18 protein-coding genes are annotated in these 20,191 nt (G+C 74.9%); 12 read left to right on the plus strand and 6 right to left on the minus strand.

The features are described from left to right. Positions 1–15 precede the first annotated feature (15 nt). The 3 genes from ACH35V_RS13785 to ACH35V_RS13795 all read left to right on the plus strand — a co-directional run bounded on the left by ACH35V_RS13785 (position 16) and on the right by ACH35V_RS13795 (position 2,231). Positions 16–447 (plus strand): hypothetical protein, encoded by a 432-nt coding sequence (locus ACH35V_RS13785; RefSeq protein WP_395972457.1) that lies wholly within the window; start codon positions 16–18, stop codon positions 445–447. Between the two features lie 91 nt (positions 448–538). Further along, complete coding sequence (locus ACH35V_RS13790) at positions 539–1,414, plus strand: S1 family peptidase (protein WP_395972458.1); 876 nt, start codon at positions 539–541, stop codon at positions 1,412–1,414. A gap of 139 nt (positions 1,415–1,553) precedes the next feature. Further along, positions 1,554–2,231 (plus strand): hypothetical protein, encoded by a 678-nt coding sequence (locus ACH35V_RS13795; RefSeq protein ID WP_395972459.1) that lies wholly within the window; start codon positions 1,554–1,556, stop codon positions 2,229–2,231. A 14-nt stretch (positions 2,232–2,245) separates the two neighbouring features. On the opposite strand, the gene ACH35V_RS13800 is transcribed toward ACH35V_RS13795, so the two are convergent. Further along, complete coding sequence (locus tag ACH35V_RS13800; RefSeq protein ID WP_395972460.1) at positions 2,246–3,163, minus strand: class I SAM-dependent methyltransferase; 918 nt, start codon at positions 3,161–3,163, stop codon at positions 2,246–2,248. 282 nt (positions 3,164–3,445) lie between these two features. On the opposite strand from ACH35V_RS13800, the gene ACH35V_RS13805 reads away from it, so the two are divergent. Genes ACH35V_RS13805 through ACH35V_RS13815 form a run of 3 tightly spaced genes read left to right on the plus strand, consistent with a single transcriptional unit; the run spans position 3,446 to position 6,106 of the window. Further along, complete coding sequence (locus ACH35V_RS13805; RefSeq protein ID WP_395972461.1) at positions 3,446–4,357, plus strand: SIS domain-containing protein; 912 nt, start codon at positions 3,446–3,448, stop codon at positions 4,355–4,357. Then, a complete protein-coding gene (locus ACH35V_RS13810) occupies positions 4,354–5,277 on the plus strand; it encodes a 1-phosphofructokinase family hexose kinase (RefSeq protein ID WP_395972462.1) in 924 nt (307 codons plus the stop codon). The genes ACH35V_RS13805 and ACH35V_RS13810 overlap by 4 nt, the downstream gene beginning before the upstream one ends. Then, the gene (locus ACH35V_RS13815) at positions 5,255–6,106 is read left to right on the plus strand and encodes a ketose-bisphosphate aldolase (RefSeq protein WP_395972463.1); all 852 of its coding nucleotides are present in this window, start codon (positions 5,255–5,257) and stop codon (positions 6,104–6,106) included. The genes ACH35V_RS13810 and ACH35V_RS13815 overlap by 23 nt, the downstream gene beginning before the upstream one ends. Here the strand turns inward: ACH35V_RS13815 and ACH35V_RS13820 are convergent. From ACH35V_RS13820 to ACH35V_RS13835, 4 genes are all read right to left on the minus strand, one after another. Beyond that, positions 6,075–7,259: a hypothetical protein gene (locus ACH35V_RS13820; RefSeq protein WP_395972464.1), complete on the minus strand. Its 1,185-nt coding sequence runs from the start codon at positions 7,257–7,259 to the stop codon at positions 6,075–6,077. The genes ACH35V_RS13815 and ACH35V_RS13820 overlap by 32 nt on opposite strands. Further along, positions 7,256–8,236, minus strand: a complete 981-nt coding sequence (locus ACH35V_RS13825; protein ID WP_395972465.1) for a WxL protein peptidoglycan domain-containing protein — start codon at positions 8,234–8,236, stop codon at positions 7,256–7,258. The genes ACH35V_RS13820 and ACH35V_RS13825 overlap by 4 nt, the downstream gene beginning before the upstream one ends. Positions 8,237–8,309: 73 nt before the next feature. Continuing rightward, positions 8,310–9,278 carry a hypothetical protein gene (locus ACH35V_RS13830; RefSeq protein WP_395972466.1) on the minus strand — a complete coding sequence of 323 codons (969 nt, stop codon included), beginning with the start codon at positions 9,276–9,278 and terminating at the stop codon, positions 8,310–8,312. A gap of 85 nt (positions 9,279–9,363) precedes the next feature. Further along, a complete protein-coding gene (locus tag ACH35V_RS13835) occupies positions 9,364–10,206 on the minus strand; it encodes a hypothetical protein (RefSeq protein WP_395972467.1) in 843 nt (280 codons plus the stop codon). A gap of 102 nt (positions 10,207–10,308) precedes the next feature. On the opposite strand from ACH35V_RS13835, the gene ACH35V_RS13840 reads away from it, so the two are divergent. The 6 genes from ACH35V_RS13840 (at position 10,309) to ACH35V_RS13865 (ending at position 17,323) form a co-directional block, all read left to right on the plus strand. Then, positions 10,309–10,983 (plus strand): hypothetical protein, encoded by a 675-nt coding sequence (locus ACH35V_RS13840; RefSeq protein WP_395972469.1) that lies wholly within the window; start codon positions 10,309–10,311, stop codon positions 10,981–10,983. Next, the gene (locus ACH35V_RS13845; RefSeq protein WP_395972470.1) at positions 10,980–12,002 is read left to right on the plus strand and encodes a hemin ABC transporter substrate-binding protein; all 1,023 of its coding nucleotides are present in this window, start codon (positions 10,980–10,982) and stop codon (positions 12,000–12,002) included. The genes ACH35V_RS13840 and ACH35V_RS13845 overlap by 4 nt, the downstream gene beginning before the upstream one ends. Next, complete coding sequence (locus ACH35V_RS13850; RefSeq protein ID WP_395972471.1) at positions 12,002–13,033, plus strand: FecCD family ABC transporter permease; 1,032 nt, start codon at positions 12,002–12,004, stop codon at positions 13,031–13,033. The genes ACH35V_RS13845 and ACH35V_RS13850 overlap by 1 nt, the downstream gene beginning before the upstream one ends. After that, on the plus strand, positions 13,030–13,860 hold the full coding sequence (locus ACH35V_RS13855) for a heme ABC transporter ATP-binding protein (protein WP_395972472.1): 831 nt from the start codon (positions 13,030–13,032) through the stop codon (positions 13,858–13,860). Before ACH35V_RS13850 ends, ACH35V_RS13855 begins: the two co-directional genes overlap by 4 nt. A gap of 157 nt (positions 13,861–14,017) precedes the next feature. Then, entirely contained in the window at positions 14,018–15,649 is a 1,632-nt protein-coding gene (locus tag ACH35V_RS13860) for a sulfatase (RefSeq protein ID WP_395972473.1), read from the plus strand. 15 nt (positions 15,650–15,664) lie between these two features. Next, on the plus strand, positions 15,665–17,323 hold the full coding sequence (locus ACH35V_RS13865; RefSeq protein ID WP_395972474.1) for an ArnT family glycosyltransferase: 1,659 nt from the start codon (positions 15,665–15,667) through the stop codon (positions 17,321–17,323). Here the strand turns inward: ACH35V_RS13865 and ACH35V_RS13870 are convergent, their stop codons facing one another. Continuing rightward, positions 17,324–20,164: a hypothetical protein gene (locus ACH35V_RS13870; protein ID WP_395972475.1), complete on the minus strand. Its 2,841-nt coding sequence runs from the start codon at positions 20,162–20,164 to the stop codon at positions 17,324–17,326. It lies immediately after the preceding gene. Positions 20,165–20,191: the final 27 nt, after the last annotated feature.

Genomic DNA, 20,191 nt, shown 5'->3' on the forward strand with positions numbered 1-20,191 from the left:
AACATACGCCACCGTATGGAGGATCGGATCATGGTCTACAACATGCACGAACGCCTCGTCCGCGCCGAGCCCGCGCGGGTCTGGGAGCTGCTCACCACGATCGGCTCCGCGGACGACCGGCTGTGGCCCGAAGGGAAGGGGTCTTTCCGGCTGCCTGAGGGGCTCGCCCCCGGCGCCCCGGTCGAGCACTCCTCGCTCCGCTACCGCGTCCAGACGGTCGAGCCCGGCCGCAGGCTCTGGTTCGACACCGGCAAGCAGCTCAGCGAGGGGCACGGCTTCACGCTGACCGAGCGGGACGGCGGCACGCTCGTCCGGCACGAGCTCAAGGGCCGCACCGGCGGGCTCTTCCGGCTGATGTGGCCGCTGGTGATCCGGCGGCAGCACGACGTCGTGATCGAGCTGGTCCTCGACAACCTGGAGCGGGAGGCGGCGCGCGCCGCGCTGTGACACGATCAAGGTGCGTAATGATCATCATCGGCGGCGCGTCCCCCCGCTCCCCGTCCCCGGTCGCGCCGCCCCGCACCGGAAGGACATGCACGTGCGCACCCTCCGCCCAACGCTGATCGCGTCGGTCGCGGCGCTGCTCTGGCTCGGCTTATCCGCGCCGGCCGCGCTCGCCGCACCGACCGCACCAACAGCACCGACCTCCCCCGCCGAGCCCCGGCCACCGGCGCCGGACGCCACCATCTCCCCCATGATCATCGGCGGGGAGGACGCGCCCGAGCCGTACTCGTTCATGGTGTCCCTGCAGACCGTCCAGTCGGGGCACTTCTGCGGGGGCAGCCTGCTCACCGCCGACTGGGTCGTCACCGCCCTGCACTGCGTCAGAGGCAGGCAGCCCGAAGACCTCCGGCTCCGCGTCGGGAGCCTCCGCCTGGACGGCGGCGGAAGCGCCCGCCTGGCCGAGCAGATCGTCCTGCACCCCGACGGCAGCCCCGCGCGATTCGACATCGCGCTCGTCAAGCTCGACGAGCCGGTCGCGAACGCGCCGGTGGCCCTGGACGTCCGCCAGCCCGTCGACACCCCGGCCCGGCTGCTGGGCTGGGGATGCACGCAGGTCGGCATCTTCTGCGGCGACGAAGGCACCCCTGAAGTGCTGCAACAGCTCGATTCGGCGGCCCGCGCGCCGGCGTCCTGCGTGAACGTCCAGGCGCCCATCGACGCCGACTCGGAGGTCTGCACCGGCAACCCGGAGACGGCCACCGGCCCCTGCTTCGGCGACTCGGGCGGGCCCATGCTGCGCCGGACCGCTGACGGCTGGCGGCTCATCGGCGCGTTCAGCCGGGTCGAGGTGCTCCCCCAGAATCCCGACGACCCCCCGCAGTTCCCCGACTGCAGGACGGGCATGGGCATCTACACCGACGTGACCGTGCACCGCGCCTGGATCGAGAGCGTGATCTCCCCGACGGTCTAGGCCCGGCCTAGGCCCTGCGGACGGGGCGGCAATCCGCCCTGCGGGCTAGTGGGCTCCGCCGCACGGGGGAAGATCGCCCCGGGGCTGCGCTGCGAACGTGTGGGAGCGGACGAGGGACGTCCGCGAAAGGGGAATCCACATGTCGCGGAACAGACGCGCACTGGTCGCCGGGCTCGCCGCGCTCGGCGTCGTCGTGACGGCGGCGGGCGGGAGCGCCGCGGCGGACGGCGGCGCGCCGGCGAAACCCGCCGGCGCGCCGCAGGCCGCCGAGGAGGCCCACGTGACCGGGGACGCGTGGCTCAAGTACCCGGGCGACCCCGAGTACCCGTACCGGCGGTTCATCGTGGACGCGCACGGCGGCCCGTGGAAGCTCGTCGACGGCAAGATGGTCATGGGCGCCGCGCGCGGCACGGTGAAGTTCGACCACTACGCGCCCGACGTTCCCGGCGGGCCGTCCAAGCACCACTGGGGCTGGATCAAGGTCGACTACGTGATGGCGACCGGGCCGGTGGCGGTCGTGTCCGGGATCCGGCAGGAAGACACGCACGAGGTCCCGCCGAACCAGAAGCGCGCGAACCTGACGTTCTACCAGTCGCCGCGCGGCCACCGGTTCGACCGGATGGGGTTCTCGTGGGGCGTCGTGATCCCGCACTGCCAGCAGATGGGGACCGGACCGGCGCCGTTCAGCGAGAACAGCTCCGGCCCGTTCGGGAAGTGGCTGAAGGGCTACACGGTGAAGGACGCGCCGCTGCGGCTGCCGTCCGGTGACTTCCAGCCGCCGGACATGCCGGCCGACTGCTCGTTCGCCGACCAGTAGGCCCGGCGGCGGGGCTATGAGCCGGGGTTCCGGCGGCGGACGGCTCTCGGCAGCGCGGTGACCGACCGGCCGACCTTGAAGCTGACCGAGTTGCGGACGTTGGCGAGCTCGTCGCGTGCGCGGGCGAGGCGGTCCTCCGTGCGGGCCAGCTTGTCCTGCGACTTGGCGAGCCGCTCCTTCAGCCGCTGGACCTCGCTCGACGGCGCCCACCTCCCCTTGACGCGGAGGAGGCGGCGTCCGGCGACCTGCTGGACCTCGTGCCAGACGTTGTCCTGCGCCGCCAGCCACTCCAGAAGCTCGTCCTGCACCGTTCCGACGTCGCCCCAGGTGCCGTAGAGCTTCTGGGTGGTGACGCAGATCGGGCGCAGGCCGTCCACGGCCACCGCCTCCCAGACGGCGGCGGAGACGCCGGGCGTGTGCTCGGACCGGTAGTCGTCGCACACGATGATGCCCGCGGCGGGCAGCATGACGTGCGCGGCCTGGATGTCGCCCGCCACGTGCTCGTAGAGGTGGGACGCGTCGACGTGCACGAAGCGGCAGGTCTCGGGCTCGACGTGGTCGAGGATCACCGACGTGGGCGCCTGGATGATCTCGGGCAGCCGGTCGTGGAAGGCGCGGTAGTTCGACTCGAAGGCGGTGCGGGTCAGGGTGGCGTACGAGCCGTTCATCTCGGCCTGGTTGGAGTCGTCCGGGGCCTCGGAGTCGAAGAGGTCACAGACGGTGAACGCCTCGCCGTCGCGCCGGTGGCGGCCCATGAGGATCGCGCTCTTGCCGAGGTAGGAGCCGAGCTCCACCAGGTCGCCGGTCTCGCCGAGGCGCTCCTGGCGCTCCAGGAACCAGGTGAACAGCATCTGGTCGATCTTGGGGAACCATCCCTTGACGTCGTCGAGGGCGGCGGGGGGCGCGGGGGGCGCGGTCTCTTGCCTGGTCATGCGGGTGACAGCTCCAACGTCAGCGTGATCGGGGGCGAGGGGGACGAAGAGGCGGCGGCCGCGCCCTCCGTCGTTCCCGCGCCTCGTTGGCGGGTGTGTACGACGCTGCCGGATTGGCGGGATCCGGGAGCCGCCATGATAGGCGCTGCGCGCGATGTCGCAATCCGCGACCGCCGTACTACTCGTCCGCGTACCCGGCGACGTTCCATGTCTTGTGCCTTGCTGCACGTTTATGAATGATTGAGGATAGTTTTGAACTGAAACGTGCAGATGCGAGGACTCATGGGCGACAGCCGGATCAGCGTCGAGATCGCCGCCCAGCCGGAGTGCTGGCGCCGGGCCGCCCGGCTCGCGGAGAGCACGAGCGGCGCGCTGCCCGGACGCGGCGAGCGGGTCGCCGTGATCGGCTGCGGGACCTCGTGGTTCATGGCCCAGGCGTACGCGGCGCTGCGGGAGGCCGCCGGGCACGGCGAGACCGACGCGTTCGCCGCCTCGGAGGCGCCGCTCGGCCGCCGCTACGACCGGGTGCTGGCGCTGACCCGGTCCGGGACGACGACCGAGGTGCTCGACGTCCTCGGCCGGCTCGCCGGGAAGGTCCGGACGACCGCGATCACCGCCGTCCCGGACGCGCCCGTGGCGGAGCGCGCCGACGAGGTGATCGTCCTGGACTTCGCGGACGAGGAGTCGGTCGTCCAGACGCGGTTCGCCACGTCGCAGCTGATCCTGCTGCGCGCCCATCTCGGCGCGGACGTGGCGGGCGCGATCGCCGACGCGGAGGCCGCCGTCCGCGACCCGCTCCCGCCGGAGCTGCTGGACGCCCGCCAGTTCACCTTCCTCGGACGCGGCTGGACGGCCGGCGTCGCGCAGGAGGCCGCGCTCAAGATGCGGGAGGCCGCCGGGTTCTGGACGGAGGCGTACCCGGCGATGGAGTACCGGCACGGCCCGATCAGCATCACCGGCCCCGGCCGCGCGGTGTGGACGTTCGGAAAGCTCCCGGACGGCCTGGCCGGCGAGGTGCGGGCGACGGGCGGGCTGCTGCGCGCGTCCGGCGCCGATCCGCTGGCGGAGCTCGTCCGCGTCCAGCGCGTGGCGGTCGCGCTGGCCGAGGCGGCGGGCCTGGACCCCGACCGCCCCCGCCACCTCACCCGCTCAGTGATCTTGGATGACGCGGTGATCCTGGACGACGGCGCATGATCCTCACCGTCACCCTCAACCCCGCGCTGGACGACACCTACGAGGTGCCGGACGTCCGGTTCGGCGAGGTGAACCGGGTGGCGGCGGTCCACCGGCGGCCGGGCGGCAAGGGCGTCAACGTGGCCCGCGTCCTGCACGGCCTCGGCCATGAGGTGACGGCCGCGGGGCTGGCGGGCGGCGTCGCGGGACGCCGGATCGAGGAGGGCCTCGCGTCCCTGGGCGTGCCCGCGTCGTTCACGCGGACGTCCGGGGAATCGCGCCGGACGGTCACCGTCGTCGGCGCCGAGGTCACGGTCTTCAACGAGCCGGGGCCCGCGGTGACCGGCGAGGAGTGGGCCGCCTTCCTCGGCGGATACGAGCGGCTGGCCGGGGACGCCGCCGTGGTGGTGCTGTCGGGGAGCCTCCCGCCGGGCGTCCCGCCGGACGCCTACGCCGAGCTGGCCCGCCGCGCCCCCGCCCCGGTGATCCTGGACGCGGACGGGGAGCCGCTGCGGCTCGGCCTCGCCGGGCGCCCCGCCGTGGTGAAGCCGAACGCCGGGGAGCTGGCCCGCGCGACCGGCGTCCGCGACCCGGCCGCCGGGATCCGCCTGCTCCGCGACGCGGGCGCGGGCGCCGTCGTCGCCTCGCTCGGCGCGGACGGGGTCCTCGCCTGGACCCCGGACGGCTTGCTCCGCGCGGCCCTGGACCGTCCGGAAACCGGCAATCCCACGGGCTCGGGCGACGCCCTGGCGGCCGGTCTCGCGGCGGGCCTGGCGGAGGGTCTGCCCTGGCCGGAGCGGCTCCGGAACGCGGTGGCGCTGGCGGCGTGTTCGGTCCGCTCCCCCGTCGCCGGTGAGGTCGACGCCGGCGAACTCCCCGCGCTGCTCTCGCGTGTCGCCGTCCGGACCGAGGAGGGCCATGCCGCTCGCAGCCATGAGTGACGTCGTCGCCGGGCCCGCCGCGCGGGGGCGCGGGCTCGGGGCGTTCAACGTGATCCAGCTGGAGCACGCGGAGGCGATCGTCGCCGGGGCGGAGCGCGCAGGCGCGCCGGTGGTGCTGCAGGTGAGCGAGAACTGCGCGGCCTACCACGGCGCGCTCGCGCCGATCGGCCGGGCGGTGCTGGAGGTCGGGCGCGCCGCCGCCGTCCCGGTCGTCGCCCACCTGGACCACGCGACGTCCGAAGACCTCGTTCGCGAGGCCGTCGCGCTGGGGTTCGGGTCGGTGATGTTCGACGCGTCCCGCCTCGGCCATGACGCGAACGTGGCGAGGACGGCCGAGGTGACCGCCCGCTGCCACGCCGACGGCGTCTGGGTGGAGGCGGAGCTGGGGGAGGTCGGCGGCAAGGACGGCGTGCACGCCCCGCACGCCCGCACCGACCCCGGCGAGGCGGCCGGCTACGTCGCGGCGACCGGCGTGGACGCGCTGGCCGTCGCGGTCGGGACGTCGCACGCGATGCTCACCCGCGACGCCGTCCTGGACCTGGTGCTGATCGCCCGGCTGCGGGCGGCGGTGCCCGTCCCGCTGGTGCTGCACGGCTCGTCCGGCGTGCCGGACGAGGCGCTCGCCGCCGCCGTCCGGCATGGCATGACGAAGATCAACATCGCGACGCGGCTGAACGCGGCCTACACGGCGGCGGTCCGCGCCCGGCTGGCCGCGGACCCGGGCCTGGTGGACCCGCGCCGCTACGTCGCCCCGGGCCGCGACGCCGTCGCCGCCGAGGTCGCGCGCCTCCTGGCGGTCATCCGCCCGGCGGGGCGGCACGGGACGTGACGCGCGTGACGATGGCCGGAGCCGTGCCCGCGTCCCCTGCCTCCGCACTGGAGATCCTGTATCCGGCGGGTGGGAGGAACAGGGCGGGGAGCGGGACGTCCAGGGCGCGGCTGAACGCGAGCAGTTCGTCGGCGTCGAACCGGCGGGGCGGCGTGAAGGTCTCCGCGCGCTCGACCTGGTCGGCTGTCCAGGCGGTCCCGGTGAGCGAGGTCAGCTTCTCGGCGAGCGCCGCCGTCGGGAGGTCGCGGACGAGTCGCCACTGGCGGACGTTCGCGGCGACGATCTCGTTCATGCTGGCCCCCGCCGTCGGCGAGGCGGGCTCGGCGGGAGCCGGGCGGCGGGCGGGTTTGCGCTTGTTCGTGAGTTCCCTGACCACGGTCGCCGGGACGGCCAGCGCGAGCAGCGCGGGCAGCGCCCACGGGTAGGAGGACGTGTGCGCCGTGAACCGGGCAGGACGGTCGACGCCGGTCAGCTCCCCCACGACCGTGTACCGGCCGAACGCGGGACCGGGCAGCGTCACGTCGACCTTGTAGGTGCGCTCCTCGCCGGGCGCGAGCGTCCCGATCCTGGGGCCGTCCAGGATGCCGGTCGGCTCGGCGCCGCGTCCGGCCGCCAGGGTGAGCGGCGGGTCGGTGACGGGCACCGCGCCGGTGTTGCGGACGGTGAACGTCACCGTCCGCGAGGCGGGCCCGGCGAACCACGCGGCGGACGGCCCGCCCCCGCTCACCCGCACCCCCGACACGGTGAGGTCCCGCGCCGGACCGGCGGACACGGTGCGCCGCTGCGCCGCCGTGAGCACCGGCACGCCCTCGATCTTCAGCGGGACGGTGCGCGCCCGTCCGCCGGTGACCGGGCGGGCCGACACGACGCAGGGGCAGCCGATCGGCGGCCTCACCACGGTGATCATCGCGGTGCCGCGGCCCTGCCCGTTCACGAACGTCGTCGCCGCGGCGGCCACCGCGCAGTCGGCGGAGCCGCGCTCGCCGCCGTTGCCGCACAGCTCGATCAGCACGTTCCCGGCGGGCCAGGCGGCGAGGTCGACGGTGACGGTGTCCCCCGCCTTCGCCTCGGCGCGGTCGATCTCGACGGACGGCCCGGGCGCGCCGAAGAGGAGGGACGGGAGGGCGAACGTCGCGGCCAGGAGCGCCTTCATGACCGCGTCCTGCGGCGGCGCAGCAGGAACAGGGCGGCGACGGCGATCACGAGCACGCCCGCGGCCGTCCAGGGCGCGGCCCACCATCCGGCCGTGCGGACGGTCGGGCGCGCCGCGTCCGGTGAGGCGACCATCGCGTCGAGCGGCGTCAGCTTGAGCGTCGCGGTGAGCGGCCCGGCGGGGAACACGCCCCGGACGCGGTCGGTGAACGTGTAGGCGTTGCCGGGCAGCAGCTCGGGCACGCGCCGGGTGGCGGCGCGTCCGAGCCCGATGCCGAACGGGCCGCTGACGCCGATCCGCGTCGTCGCGGCGAGCCGCACGTTGCCCGCGTTGCGGACCCGGTATGTGACCAGGACGCTCCCCGTCCCGAGCAACGCGCTCTCCGGCGCGACCTTCAGCGACTCCACCTGCAAGGACGAGGACAGTGCCCCGTTGACGCGCGCGTAGACGCGGGCGGCGACGCGGCGGTCGACGTTGACGCGCTGCCCCTGCGCTCCGGTCGTCTGCTCGGTGACGGCGGCGATCACCCCGCCGGAATGGTCGCCGGGAGTGGCTCCCGGGGGCACCGTCAGCGTGAACGGCACGCGCGCGGATCCGCCCGGCTGGACGGTTCGGGCAGGCGCGCCCGCGATGGAGATCCAGGTGCCGACGCCCGTGGCCTGCCGGTCGGCGGTGAGGAGCGCGAACGAGCCGTCGGACGTGTTGAAGGCGTCCGTGGCGTACACGCGGAACGCCAGCGGGCGGTCGCTCAGGTTGGTGATCACGACGCTGTCGCGGACCCGCCGGCCCGGCGAGAGCGTGTACACGAAGAAGTCGCGCCGGGCCTGGCCCTTCGCCCCGGACGGCTTGACCGACCACGCGAGCCCGCCCGGCGCAGGCGTCCCAGCGGGCGCGGCGGCGGCCTGCGCCGGAGCGGCGAGGGAGAGCGCGAGCGTCAGCGCCGCCGCCAGGGTCGCCGCGCCACGGAATGCTTTCATCTGGTTCGCCCCGCGTACTCTCTGTCCGGGCGGGGTGGGGATGCTTCGACCATTCCCACCCCGCCTCCGCCTCTTAGGAAAGGGTCAGGGTGAGGGTCGCGGTGTAGTCGCCGGGCGAGGTCCCGGCCGGGACGCCGAGGTCCAGCCCGGCGCCCGCCTGGAACACGCCGCCGCTGCTCCCGGCGGCGGACGACGCCAGCGTCCGGGCCGTCCCGAGCGGGCCCGCCGTGCCCGGGACGACCGCGCCCCGCGAGCCGTCGTCCACGACCTGCGCGGTCGGGCTCCACGCGAGGTTGGCCTTCGGGATCGTCGCGCCCTGCGCGTGGCTGAAGTCCGTCACCTCCCCGACCAGGTTCCAGCCCGCCTGGGTGCCGCGCGCGTCGGTGACCGTGGCGGTGCGCAGCGCCCCCGTGGAGTGCTGGCCCGGCGCGACCGTGCTGAGCTGCGCGGTGTCGCCGTCCAGGGAGAGGGTGAGGGCGCCGTTGTGCACCTTCGTGGACAGCTTCTGCTCGCCGTTGCCCACCGGGTCAGGGCCGCCGGGGCCCGGGCCAGGGTCTTCGCCGCCGACGAACGTGACGGGCGTGAAGCTGTCCTGGCTGCGGTCCGCCGAGCCGTGCGCCGCCATCGTGATGACGTAGCACTGCGTCGTCAGGCAGTCGACGGCCTTGCCGCTGCCGTCGGTGTACTTGGCCTTGACGCCGGCGAGGGTCAGGGCGAAGGTGCCGTCGGCGTTGAGCTTGTTCTCTCCGGCGCCGTTCTTGTGCACCCACTTGGACGCCTGGAATGCGCCGGCGTTCGTCCAGTAGTCGGGGACCTTCGGCCCGAACACCACGTAGACGCCGAGGCCGCCGTTGGCGGCGGGGTCGAACCCGCCGCCCTGGACGGCGAGGTCCTGCCCGGCGGGGTCGGCCCCGGTCGCCGGGGTGACGGTGGTGGCGGGACCTGCGGCGAGCGCGGGCGCCGCGCCGAGCCCGATCGTGATCAGCCCGGCGGCGGCGATGACCGCGCCGCCGCGGGTGAATCGTGTGGTCGCCTGTCTCATGGCTTCCTCTCGCGGGGAGAACGGAAGGCAAGAACTTAGGTAAGCCTTACCTAAATCGAGGGCTGTATCGGAGTCCCGGCCGGAATCAAGGACTGTGACCGAGATCGCGATGCCGCCCGGACCGCGCTGACCGGCGGCGCAGCAGGGTCCGCGCGATCAGCGCGGCCCCGGCGGCGGCCGCCGTCGCGACCCAGAACGGCCACGGGGACGCGGCCCGTCCGCCCGATGCCGTCTGCTCGAACGCGCCCGCTGGAGAGGCGCCGGCGAGCGATGCGCCGTCCGGTGCCGCCGCGGGCGAGGCCGTGCCGAACGGGCCGGTCGTCGCGGGTGCGCCCGGAGCACCCTGCGCGCCCCCTCCGGAACCCGATGCCGCACTCCCCTGGCCGCTTCCGGCCGGACCCGCCGGGCCGCCGGAGCCGGTCGCCGACCCCGGCCCGGAGCCGGAGCCGGCCCCGGAGCCCTTGAAGCGGATCGGCGTGAAGGTGTCCTGGCTGCGGTCGGGGACGCCGTGCGCCGCCATCGTGATGACGTAGCACTGCGTCGCCAGGCAGTCGACCTTCCTGCCGTCGCCGTCGGTGTACTTCGCCTTCACCGAGAGCGTCACCGAGAAGCCGCCGGAGGCGCTCATCCGCGCCTGCCCGCCGCCGGAGCCGCCCGGATGCACCCAGTTCGCCGCGAGGTAGGCGTTGGAGTTCGACGTCCAGTCCGGGCGGCGCGGCCCGAAGACGACGTACACGCCGAACTTGTTGTTCCGCACGGGATCGAAACCGGAGCCGCGGACCGTGACCGCCTGCCCCGCCGGGTTCACGCCCGACGTCGGAGACACCTGAACCGACGCCGCATGGGCGGGCAAGGGCGCGGCCACGAGCAGGGCGGCGGTCGTCGCGGCGACGACGGCGCCGCGCCGGGACGCTGTGAAGTTAGGCAAGGCTCACCTCTTAAAAGTTAGGCAAGCCTAAGCTAATGTATTCGGCGAATCTTGGTAAAGGCCCTGGTGGGCCGCGAATCGCCTCCGAGGGACTGACGCCCGATGCACGCAACACGCACCACCGCACGTCCGATCGCGGCGTTCGTCCTGACGGCCGCGGCCTGTGCCGGCGGTGCCGCCGCGTTCACTCCGGCCGCGCACGCGGGTGCGCACGCGGACGCGGACGCCGGGAAGGCCACCGGACCGTCCGGGCAGACCCTCACCGTCTCGCAAGTGGACGGCCTGCCCACCAAAGGCGCCACCGTTCAGGTCAAGGGGGCGGGGTTCGACACGCGCAAGGGCATCTACGTCGCATTGTGCAAGGACAACGGGGCCGGGAAAGTGCCGTCGCCGTGCGGCGGGGGTGCGGACACGTCCGGGACGGCCGGGGCGTCGCAGTGGGTCTCGTCCAACCCGCCGCCGTACGGGAAGGGGCTCGCCGTGCCGTACGGGCCGGGCGGCGCCTTCGACGTGAAGATCCGCATCGGGTCGGCTCTCTCCGGGTCGGTCGACTGCACCGAGGTGCGGTGCGCCGTGGTGTCCCGGTCCGACCACACGCGCGCCTCCGACCGTTCGCAGGACGTCAGGGTGCCGGTGACGTTCGGAGGCGACGGCGGAATCCCTGTATGGGCCTGGGCCGCCATTGGCGTCGGCGGGGTCGCCGTGGTCGGTGGCGGTGCGCTGCTCGTCCTGCGCCGCCGCCGGGGCCCGGCCGCGCCCGCGGGAGCGGCGGCGTGATCCGATCGAGCAAGGCGGTGGCGGCGGTCGTGCTGGGCGGTGCGCTGCTGCTCAGCGGGTGCGGGATCGGCAAGGCCGGGGTGTCGGGGGGCGGCGCCGATCCGGCCGCCCGGTGCGGGGCGGGGACGGTGTCCGCGCCGAACGGGAATCCGCAGCCCGTCGGGAAGCCGGACGAGCCGAAGCTACCGGTCACCGTCCGGTCCGCCGACGGCAGGGACGTGACCGTCCGCGACGCGCGGCGCGTCCTCGCCGTCAACCTGTACGGGTCGCTGGCCGAGATCGTCTACGGGCTCGGGCTCGGCGACCGGCTCGTCGGGCGCGACATCTCGACCACGTTCCCGGCCGCGCGGGCGCTTCCGCTCGTCACCGGGCAGGGGCACGACCTGGCCGCCGAGGGCGTGCTCAAGCTCGACCCGTCCGTCGTGATCACCGACAAGAGCATCGGGCCGCCGGAGGTGCTCGACCAGATCCGGCAGGCCGGCGTCCCCGTCGTGCTCGTGGACGACCGCCAGACGCTCCCCGCGATCGGCCCGCACATCCGCGCGGTGGCCGGGGCGCTCGGCGTCCCGGACGCGGGCCGGAAACTCGCCGCCCGGGTGGACGGCCAGATCAAGGAGGCCGCCAAATCGGCGTCCGGGGCCCGGGTCAAGGTCGCGTTCCTCTACGTCCGGGGCAGCGCGGGCGTCTACCTGATCGGCGGCAAGGGCGCCGGGTCGGACGCGATGATCGAGGCCATCGGCGCGGCGGACGCGGGCTCGTCCCTCGGCCTGTCCGGCTTCCGGCCGCTGACCAGCGAGGGGCTGATCAACGCCGCGCCGGACGTGCTGCTGGTGATGACCGCCGGACTCAAGTCGGTCGGCGGCGTCTCCGGCCTGCTCAAGCTGCCCGGCGTCGCGCAGACCCCCGCCGGGCTGAACCGGCGGATCATCGACGTGGACGACGGGACGCTGCTGTCCTTCGGCCCGCGCACCGGCGAGACGATCTCCGCGCTCGCCACCGCCGTCCACCGGACGTGCTGATGCGGCGCGGTCCCGTACTGCTCGTCGCGCTCGGCGTGGTGCTGGTGGTGCTGTGCGTCGTCGCGGCCGGGATCGGGCAGGTCAGCGTTCCGCCCGACCAGGTCGTCGGGTCGATCCTGCACCGCGCCGGGATCGACGCCGGGCCGCGTCCCGCCGCCGCGCAGGGCGACAACGCGCTGTGGATCGTGCGGTTCCCGCGCGTCGCGCTGGCCGTCGTCACCGGCGCGGCGCTCGGCTGCTCCGGCGCCGTCATGCAGGGCGTGTTCGGCAACCCCCTCGCCGAGCCCGCCGTCATCGGCGTGTCGTGGGGCGCGGCGGTCGGGGCCGCCACCGTCATCGTGTTCGGCCTGACCGTCCTCGGCAACTGGACGATCGTGGCCGCCGCGTTCGCCTGCGGCCTGGTCACCACGCTGCTGGTGTACGCGGTGTCGCGGTCGGCGGGACGGACCGAGGTGGTGACGCTGCTGCTCACCGGCATCGCGGTGAACGCGGTCGCGAGCGCGCTGCTCGGGCTGCTGATGTTCGCGGCCGGGAACGACGCGCTGCGCGCCATCACGTCCTGGAACCTCGGGAGCCTGGCGGGCGCGAACTGGGACGCCGTCGCGACCGTCGCGCCGCTCGCCGCCGCCGGAATCGCGGTCGCGCTCGGCTGCGCGCGGCGGCTCGACCTGCTGGCGCTCGGCGAGCGCACCGCCCGCCACCTGGGCGTCGACGTGGAGCGGCTGCGCTTCACCGCGATCGTCCTGATCGCGCTGCTGACGTCGGCGGCGGTCGCGTTCGCGGGGGTGATCTCGTTCGTCGGGCTGGTCGTCCCGCACCTGGTCCGGATGGTCGCGGGGCCGGGACACCGGATCCTCATCCCGGCGAGCGCGCTCGGCGGCGCGGTCGTGCTCGTCGCGGCGGACATGGTCGCCCGGACCGCGATCGCCTACCAGGAGCTCCCGCTCGGCGTGCTGACCGCGCTGCTCGGCGGCCCGTTCTTCTTCTGGCTGCTGCGCCGCGCCCGGCACGGCTCGGGAGGCTGGGCGTGATCGGCCTGCGCGTCCGGAGGCCGATCACGCCCCGTCCCGTCCCGGCCGGGTCGGCGGCGGTCGAGGTGCGGGACCTGCGCGTCGAACGCGGCGCCCGGACGGTCCTCGCGGACGTCGGCCTGACCGTGCGGACGGGCGAGGTGCTGGCGCTGGTCGGCCCGAACGGCGCGGGGAAGTCGACGCTGCTGGCGGCGGTCGGCGGGGACGTCGCGTCCACCGGGGACATCACGGTGGACGGCAAGCCGCTCGGCGCGTGGAGCCACGCCGAGCTGGCGATGCGGCGCGCGATCCTGCTGCAGCGGCAGACCGTGTCGTTCCCGTTCACCGTCGCCCAGGTCGTCGGCATGGGCCGCGCGCCCTGGGCCGGGACGCCGCTGGAGGACGACGACGAGTCCGCCGTCGCCGAGGCGATGCGCCAGACGGACGTCACCGAATTCGCGGACCGCCCCTACCCGCAGCTCTCCGGCGGCGAGCAGGCCAGGGTCGCGCTGGCCCGCGTCCTTGCGCAGCGGACCGGCGCCCTCCTGCTGGACGAGCCCACCGCCGCGCTCGACCTGCACCACCAGGAGATGGTGTTCGGCGTCGTCCGGGAGCGCGCCGCCGCCGGGGCCGCCGTCGTCGCCGTCGTGCACGACCTCGGCCTCGCCGCCGCGCACGCCGACCGCGTCGCCGTGCTCGCCGGGGGCCGCCTCGCCGCCTGCGGGCCGCCCGGCGACGTCCTCACGGCGGAGCTGCTCAGCGACGTCTACCGGCATGACGTCGAGGTCGTCCCGCATCCGCGCACGGGACGCCCGCTGATCCTGCCGCGCCGCTCCGGCCCGGGGTGATGGCCTCACCCCGGTGATCAGTGGAAGCGTTGAACCCGCGGCCGCGCGACGTCCGTGCTGTGGGTGTCGCGAGACGGCGGCCGGACGAGCTGGGGAGGACGCGCTGACCACCGATAGCCGCGCGGAGCGGGAAGAAGCGGAGCGGGACGAGAAGGCAGTGCCGACGCCTCCGGCGGATGAGCGGAGGGGGCGGCGGCGCGTCGCGGCGCGGGCCGTCACCGTCGCGGCGTTTCTGTTCGTGCTGGTCGCGCTCGTCCTGCCGGACGAGTTCGCGCACCTCACCCCGGCGGCGTTCGCGCGCATCCCGGTGGAGGGGATCGCGGGGGTCGTGTTCATCCTCGCGGCGCCGGAGCGGGCGCGGCGGTACGGCGCGTTGACGGCGGGCGGGCTGCTGGGCGTGCTGACCGTCCTGAAGGTCATGGACATCGGCTTCGACGCGGTGCTGGTCCGGCCGTTCGACCTGGTGCTCGACTGGCCGCTGCTGCACCCGGCCGTGGAGTTCGTCGAGGAGTCCGCCGGAGGGGCCGGTGCGATCGGCGCCGTGGTCGTCGTGGTCGCGCTGATCGCGGCAGTGGTCGTGCTCATGGCGATGGCGGCGCTGCGGCTCAGCCGCGTGGTCGTCCGGCACGGCGGGAAGGCGGCCGGGACGGCGGCCGTCCTCGGCGTGACCTGGGTGGTGTGCGCGGCGCTCGGGGTGCAGTTCGTGGACGGGGCGCCGGTCGCGGCCCGGAGCGACGCCGTCCTCGCCTACGACCACGCGCGGCAGGTCCGCGACAGCCTGAACGACAAGGAGGAGTTCGCCAGGGCCGCCGCCGTCGACGCGTTCCGCGACACTCCCGCCGACAGGATGCTGACGGGCCTGCGCGGCAAGGACGTCCTGCTGGCGTTCGTGGAGAGCTACGGGCGCACCGCCGTGGAGAACCCGCAGTACGCGCCCCAGGTCGGCGCCGTCCTCGACGCCGGGACGCGGCGGCTCGCCGACGCCGGGTTCGCCGCGCGGAGCGGCTGGCTCACCTCCTCGACGGCGGGCGGCGGGAGCTGGCTGGCGCACGCGACCCTGCTGTCCGGGCTGTGGGTCGACAACTCGCAGCGGTACCGGACGCTCGTCCAGAGCGACCGGTTCACGCTCAACCAGGCGTTCCGCCGCGCCGACTCGCGGACGGTCGCGCTCATGCCCGCCATCACGCGCGCCTGGCCGGAGGGGTCGTTCTTCGGCTACGACAAGGTCTACGACAACCGCAACCTCGGCTACCGGGGGCCGCGCTTCAGCTTCGCGACCATGCCCGACCAGTACACGCTGTCGGTTCTGCAGCGCGCCGAGCTCGACCGGAAGGACCGGGGGCCGGTGATGGCGGAGACGGCGCTGGTGTCGAGTCACGCGCCGTGGGCGTCCGTCCCGCGGCTCGTCGGGTGGGACCAGGTCGGCGACGGCTCGGTGTTCACCGGGATGGGCAAGGGCTACGACGCGGCATGGCCGACCGGCGGACGCGTCCGCACCGAATACCGGAAGTCGATCGAGTACACGCTGAACACGCTCGTCTCGTACGTGGAGACCTACGGCGACGACGACCTCGTGCTCGTCTTCCTCGGCGACCACGAGCCCGCGCCGCTCATCACCGGCCCGGACGCGGGACGCGACGTCCCGATCACGATCGTCGCCAAGGACAGGGCCGTCCTCGACAAGGTCTCCGGATGGGGCTGGCAGGACGGTCTCCGCCCGGCGAAGAACGGCCCGGTCTGGCCGATGAGCAACTTCCGCGACCGGTTCCTGACCGCGTTCGGCGGGTGAGGAGGGCGTGGCGCGGTGACGTCGCTGTCCGCTGAGCCCGAAGACGCCTCGGCGCCTGCGCGCGAGGCACCGGCGCGCCGCCGTCGGCAGTGGCTGCTCGGCCTCGTCGTGGTGGCGCTGCTGGCGGAGATGGCCTTCGCGATGGTGTCCACGGCCGTGCGGCAGAGCCCGACGATCGACGAGCCGGTGTACGTGGCGGCCGGTGTGATCTACCTGAAGGAGCGCGACCTGCGGCCCAACGCCGAGCATCCGCCGCTCGGCAAGCTGATCATCGGCGCCGGGGCGGTGCTCACCGGCCCGCGTCTCGACCCGGCGTTCCCCGGAGACCAGCAGGCGGTCGGACGGCATCTGCTGTACGAGTCGGGCAACGACGCGCAGGGCCTGCTGCTGGCGGCGCGGCTGCCGGTCATCGTCCTGACGCTGCTGTTCGGGCTGGTCGTGTTCGCCTTCGCCCGCGACCTCACCGGCCCCGGCGGCGGGCTCGTCGCGCTCGCCCTGTACGCCTTCTCCCCCGACGTCATCGCACACGGTTCGCTGGCCACGCTGGACGTGCCGATGGCCGGGTTCCTGCTCACGTCGGTGTGGCTGCTGTGGCGGGCGCGGCGACGTCCACGGCTCTGTCTCCCACTCGCCGGGGCGGCTCTCGGCGCGGCGGTCGCCACCAAGATGAGTGCGCTGCCGACAGTTCCGGTGTTGCTGGTGCTGGTGGTGTTCTCGGTCTGGTCGGCACGCGGACGGCGCATCGTGGGCGGCTTCGCGTGGGCGGGCGGGGTCGCCCTGGTGGTGGTCGCGGTGGTGTGGGCGTCCTACCTGGTCGTGGACCCGCGGCTCCGCTGGACGGCGCCCGCCGACGTCCCGGCCGTCGACGGGCTGCGCGGCCTCGCCGCCGCCTGGCTGCCCTTCCCGGAGCCGTTCCGCGACGGCATGCGCGTCCAGTTCGGCTTCGAGGACCTGCGCTGGACCGGGTTCCTGTTCGGCGACGTCTACGTGGGCTCCCGCTGGTACTACCTTCCGGCCGCGCTCCTGGTGAAGACGCCGCTGGGGATGCTCGCGCTGTGGGTGATCGGGATCGCCGCGCTGTGCGCGGTGCCGCGGCTTCGTCCAGCCGCGCCGTACGTTCTCGTGCCCGCCGCAGTGCTGCTGGGCGCCGCGATGACGGGCTCCCGCGATCTCGGCGTCCGGTACGCCATCGCCGTCCCGATGTTCCTGGCGGTGGCGGCGGGCGCGGCGGGCGCGGCGGCCGCGCTCCGATGGCGGTGGACGCCCGCCGTGACGGGCGCGCTGCTGCTGTTCGTCGCCGTCAGCTCGCTGCGGACGTACCCGTTCTACCTTCCCTACTCCAATGAGGCGTTCGGCGGCCCGTCCAAGACCCATCTGCGCCTGCACGACTCCAACGTCGACTGGGGCCAGGACCTCCGGCGTCTCGCCGACCGCCTCCGCGACCGGTATCCGGGTGAGCAGGTGTGGCTCGCTTACAAGGGCAGCGGCGTCCCGTCCTACTACGGCATCCGCGCGTCCGACCCGCTCGGCGCGCCGCCCGGACGGGTGCGCGGGCTGCTCGTGGTGTCCGACAGCTGGATCGCCAAGTCGGACCCGAGGCTGACCCCGCTGATCGCGACGAGCGAGCCCGTCGACGAGGTCGGGCACTCCATCACGATCTTCCGCCGCCGCTGATCAGCGATGGGCGCGGGCCCAGAGCGCCGTCCACCCGCCGGGCGGCAGCCACGACGCGGGGACGCGCAGCCCGTGCGCGGCGATCTCGTCCCAGAACCGCGTGGTGTCGGCGCCGAGTTCGCGGGCTACGGCGAGGGCGCGGCGCCGCCACGGGCCGTCGTCGTCATCGAGGGCGGTGGCCGGGAACCCCGGGACGCGCACGGAGCGCGGAGCGGTCACGGTCGCCAGCTCGGTCTCGGGCGCGGCGCAGGTGACCGCGACGGTCAGGGCGCAGAGGAGCGGCGCGGTCGTGCGCCGCGCGACGGCGGCGGCGAGGGCCGGGTCGTCCTGGACGGCCAGGACCCCGATCGCCAGACGCGCCCGCCGTCCGGCCAGGTCGAGGGCGTAGGCGTCGGCGATGGCGGGGAGCTTGACGAGCCTGCGCAGCGCCTTCGGGAGCGGTGGCTCGCCGAGCAGCAGCGGGAGCTGGTCGAAGCGGTCGCGCAGCGCCGGGTCGAGGGTGTCGAGGGCCGTGCCGAGCGGGCGGCTCCCGGTCGCCGTCCACAGCCCGACGAGATCGACGGCGCCGCTCTCCAGCGCACGCCGGACGGCGCCGGTGAGCCGCTCCACGCCGAGGCGGCGCAGCCGGACGAGCGCGGCGTCCGGCGGGGTCGCGGCGAGCGCGGCGAAGACGCCGAGGACCTCGGGGGCGGTCTCCCGCCAGGCGCGCTCCGCGAGCGGCCCGAGCACCGGGCCGACGTCCTCGACGAGGCGCGGCGCGGCACGCCGCCGGGGAGCGGGCCGGACGGGCGGCAGCTCCTCCGAGACCTGGACGGGCTCGGTCTTCACCGGGCCCGGGATCGCGGCGACCCAGTCGCGGAACCGCCGCTCCAGCTCCTCGTCCGGGTCGTCGTTGAACCGCGCCGCGATCTCGCTGACCCGCCATCCCCGCGACGCGGGCCGCAGCGGCAGCAGCTCGGCGTTGGCGACCAGCAGCCCGTGCTTGTCGTAGAGGCCCGCGAGCCCGCTGCGGCCGCTCCTGGCGTCGTCGAGGTAGACCGGCCCGGCGATGCAGTTGCCCATGTACTCCGACCATTCGGACAGGTCGCGGGCGCTGCGCGCGATCCTGAACCGGACGGAGGCGCCGGGGACGGCCGTCCCGTCCCGCTCCAGCAGCGCGGCCGGGACGGCGAAGTCGCCGGTCAGGGCCTCGGCGATCGCGGTGCCCGCCAGCAGCCCGGCGGTGAGGCCGGTCCAGCTGCGGGCGCCGCGCGGCGGGACGCCGCCGAGCGCGACGAGCTGCGCCGCGCCGGACACCGCGAGGGTGACCGAGTCGAGCCGCGGCGCGAGCCGCTCGGAGACGGGCTCCGGGTCGTGCTCGAACCACGGCTCCCCGGTGCCGGGCGTGGCCTGCGCCCGCTCGTGCCCGTGCAGCCGGGCGAGGGCGTCGACCAGGTCGGCGTACCAGAGCAGATCGCCGGCCATCTCCACGGCGGCCGGGTCCTGGCCGGACGTGAGCCGTTCGTGCAGCGGGGCCGCGTTCTCCAGCAGCGGGCCCGTCCACGGCGGGATGCCGGCCCACTCGGCGGGCGGGCGGGCGTACCCGGCCGCCTGCCGCCAGCTGTGCAGGCCGGTCGCCGCCCATTGCCGCAGGTATTCGGCCGAAGGGCCGCGCAGCTCCCGCATCGCCAGGCCGACGTCCTCGATGATCAGGAGGGCGAAGGCGCGGGCGCACGACAGGCGCGGCCGGACGTAGGCGGCGAACCTGGCGTCGCGCGGCTTGCCGCCGGAGAGCTTGCGGTGGATGTCGCGCACGTAGGCGGCGGGACGCGCCGGAAGGCCGGTCAGGCCGGGGACGCGCCGCGCCGAAGCCGTCGCGTGCAGGTCGTCCACCTCCGCCGCCGCGGCGGCGATGACCCTGGCCGAGCGTTCCAGGCCGTCCTCCAGGCCGTGGTCGGCGACCGCGACGGCGGTGCGGAGCAGGGCCGTGGCGCCGAGGGCGTCATCGATGATCCAGTTGAGCCGGCGCCGCCAGTAATGCTCGTCCGGCACCCAGCGCGCGGCATCGGCGAGCGACGGTTCGGCGACGCCCAGCGCGTGCCGCACCCGCCACAGGATCTGCTCGTCCTCGAAATGGGTGCGGCGTTTGCGCAGGTCGGGCACCCGGTCTCGGTTGCTCTGCGTCGCCAGCCGCCGCTTGCGCCTGGCGACGCCCTCGTGGTGCTGCAGCACCCGCGCCCACAGGTCCAGGATCAGGTCGAGCCGCCGGGGCCGCGGCACGTCCCGGAACACCTGCCGGAGATGCTGCCCCAGGACCGACGGCTGCCCGCCGGGAATGAGGTCGGCGTCCTCGGGCGCCTCCAGCGCGAGGACGCGTTCCAGCTGCTCGGGACCGAGGACGTCGCTGGCCGCGACCGCCAGGTGCAGCGCCGCCCACCGTCCCTCGCCGACCGCTCGCGCGGCCGCCGCGCCCACCCGTTTCGTGACCGCCGGACCGAACAGCGCGACCAGGTACCCGGCGCGATCTCCCAGCTTGTGCGCGTTGTCGAGGCCGATGACGCGCAGCGCCGCGAGGACGGCGTCGCGCTGATCGCCGCGCGCACCGTCCAGGCGCGCGGAGCGGAAGCCCCCGCCGAGGTCGACGCCCGCGCCGGCCGCGACCGCTCCCCCGGCCCTGACCAGCCGCGCCAGTTCCGTGACGGCGTGCTCGACGTCCTGGCCGGAGGCGTCGTCCGGGCCGAGCGCGACGGGCTCGCCGGGGCGCGCGGCCGTGCCGTCCGGCAGCCGGACGGGGCCCGCGGGACGCGCGGCCCAGGCGCACCGCCCCGAGGCCACGACACCGCCCGCGAGCCTGATCTTCACGCGCCCCATCATCCCCGTCCCGGACGT

Source organism: Actinomadura sp. 1N219, from assembly GCF_044326405.1.
Lineage (GTDB): Bacteria > Actinomycetota > Actinomycetes > Streptosporangiales > Streptosporangiaceae > Spirillospora.